The organism is Mycobacterium sp. (assembly GCF_047975165.1).
Taxonomy (GTDB): domain Bacteria; phylum Actinomycetota; class Actinomycetes; order Mycobacteriales; family Mycobacteriaceae; genus Mycobacterium.
Genome location: NZ_JBKECZ010000130.1, coordinates 1 through 1,768 on the forward strand (window position 1 = coordinate 1; position 1,768 = coordinate 1,768).

The 1,768-nt window shown below is 61.3% G+C and carries 2 protein-coding genes and 1 pseudogene; all 3 read right to left on the reverse strand.

All coding sequences use genetic code 11. The annotated features are described in order from the left end of the window. The coding region (locus ACK5M9_RS12845; RefSeq protein ID WP_416893553.1) for an FAD-dependent oxidoreductase at nucleotides 1–252 on the reverse strand (252 nt) is incomplete at its 3' end. 212 nt (nucleotides 253–464) lie between these two features. After that, nucleotides 465–1,022: a TetR/AcrR family transcriptional regulator gene (locus ACK5M9_RS12850; protein ID WP_416893554.1), complete on the reverse strand. Its 558-nt coding sequence runs from the start codon at nucleotides 1,020–1,022 to the stop codon at nucleotides 465–467. Continuing rightward, nucleotides 1,022–1,768 (reverse strand): annotated as a pseudogene (locus ACK5M9_RS12855) (cytochrome P450); the annotation flags it as partial. The pseudogene ACK5M9_RS12855 and the gene ACK5M9_RS12850, both read right to left, overlap by 1 nt.

Below are 1,768 nucleotides of genomic sequence, written 5' to 3' on the forward strand. Positions count from 1 at the left end.
GTAGTCAAGGATTTCAGGCTGATTGCCGTACACCCTGGACCATTCGGTATTGCGAGCAAACGAAAAAGAGTACAGATTCGATGGCACGTCACAGGCGCAACCGGGGTAGGTGTTGGCCCGCCAGGTGCCGCCGTAGCTGTCGGCTCGTTCCACGATGACGATGTCATCGATTCCTGCCTCCCGCAGCTTGATGGCAGCGGCGATGCCAGAGATACCAGCACCCACAATCAACGCTTCGTAGTGAGCTTTCATAGCAGGAGGTCCTTTCGGTCCCGCGTCATTCAACGCGCCAGAGCGCGAGAATCTCTCATTCGGATACTAACGGTATCTGAATGAAAATCCAGGCGTCGACGGTCGTCACTACGCCTCGCTCCGGCTACGCCTCCACTCACGGCGCTACGCGCCTGGCGACCAAGGTGCCTCGGTCGCTGCATCGAATTCGCGGCACCTTGCCACGGACACTCCTACCGCACCGTCAGATGCGGGGCTAGAAAACGTTCAATCAGGCGGCGTTCGCTGGCGGTGTCGGGACCAGGAACGGCCAGGAACGACACAATGCAGCGCAGAACCCATCGGGCAAGGTCAAGGTCGGGAAGGTCGTCGCGGCCGCCGACAAAGCGGGCAGTAAAAGACTCGATGAGCGGTGACTCACGCAGAACTTCAGATACCTGGCCGGCCTCGCCCGGGGTCACCCAGGCGTGCAGCGCCGGTTTGGCGCGCACCTGTTCGATCGCGCCCACGACAGCCTCAACGGCGCGCTCGTGCGGGTCCTCGATCGACTGCAGCCGGTTGCCTACCACTTCAACGATTCGCAATGCTTCGCGGTGAGCGAACGCAAACTGTAGGGCCTTGCGATTATCGAAGTACCTGTAGAGCGTCGCGCGCGAGCAACCCGCGGCCCGCGCTACCGCATCCATGCTGATGCCATTCAGCCCGTGGGCCGCGTATAACTCTTCGGCGGCATCAAGGATGCGTTCTGTCGCGGCCTCGCTAGCATCATCGACAAGCCAGGACTTGGTCATCACAACACCTCCAAAGGAACGCTCAAAGGTCGCCGGACATACGCACCGTCTGCCCAGTTCACAGCATCGAGGTCAACCCGAAAATTGGGGATCCTATGCAACAGTTCCTCCAGTGCGACTCGTCCCATCATGCGTGCGGCAGCCGCCCCTAGGCAGTGGTGGGCGCCGTGCGAAAACGACAATATCTGGCGGGGCGAACGCGCCACCTTCAACTCATCGGCATCGGGACCGAATTGTGCCGGGTCGCGATTAGCTGCTGCGTAGCACATCAGCGTCTTGCGACCGGCCGGGATCATGACGCCGTCAATCACCACGTCGCGGGTCGGTGTGCGGCATAGACCTTGCACCGGGCTGGTCAGCCGCAGTATCTCCTCAACAGCTGATTCCACATCATCGAGCACCAAAGCCCGCTGATCGGGGCGCTCACTGAGTAATTGAACGCCCCCACCGAGCATGCCCGTTGTCGTGTCATTGCCACCGGTAACCATGGTGAAGGCGAAGGCGAGCACGCGCATGATTGCGGCGTCGTCATCTGCTTGACCCGCTGCTACCAGGTGCGACTAAGTGTCGTCGCCGAGATCGCGGCGGCGCCGCTGGTTGAGTTCAGCAAAGTAGCCCATCATCGCGCCAGTAGCTGCCGTGGCGTCGCCGTAGGTGGCGGTGGCATTGGCAGCCACAATGGAGTCAGTCCACTCATCGAACTGGCTGCGGTCCTCCGTCGGGACACCGAGGTAGTGGGCAACCAC

What these genes read in the sequence shown, in the direction of transcription:
- ACK5M9_RS12850 (WP_416893554.1), bottom strand. Translation starts at nt 1,022, where the DNA reads ATGACCAAGTCCTGGCTTGTCGATGATGCTAGCGAGGCCGCGACAGAA.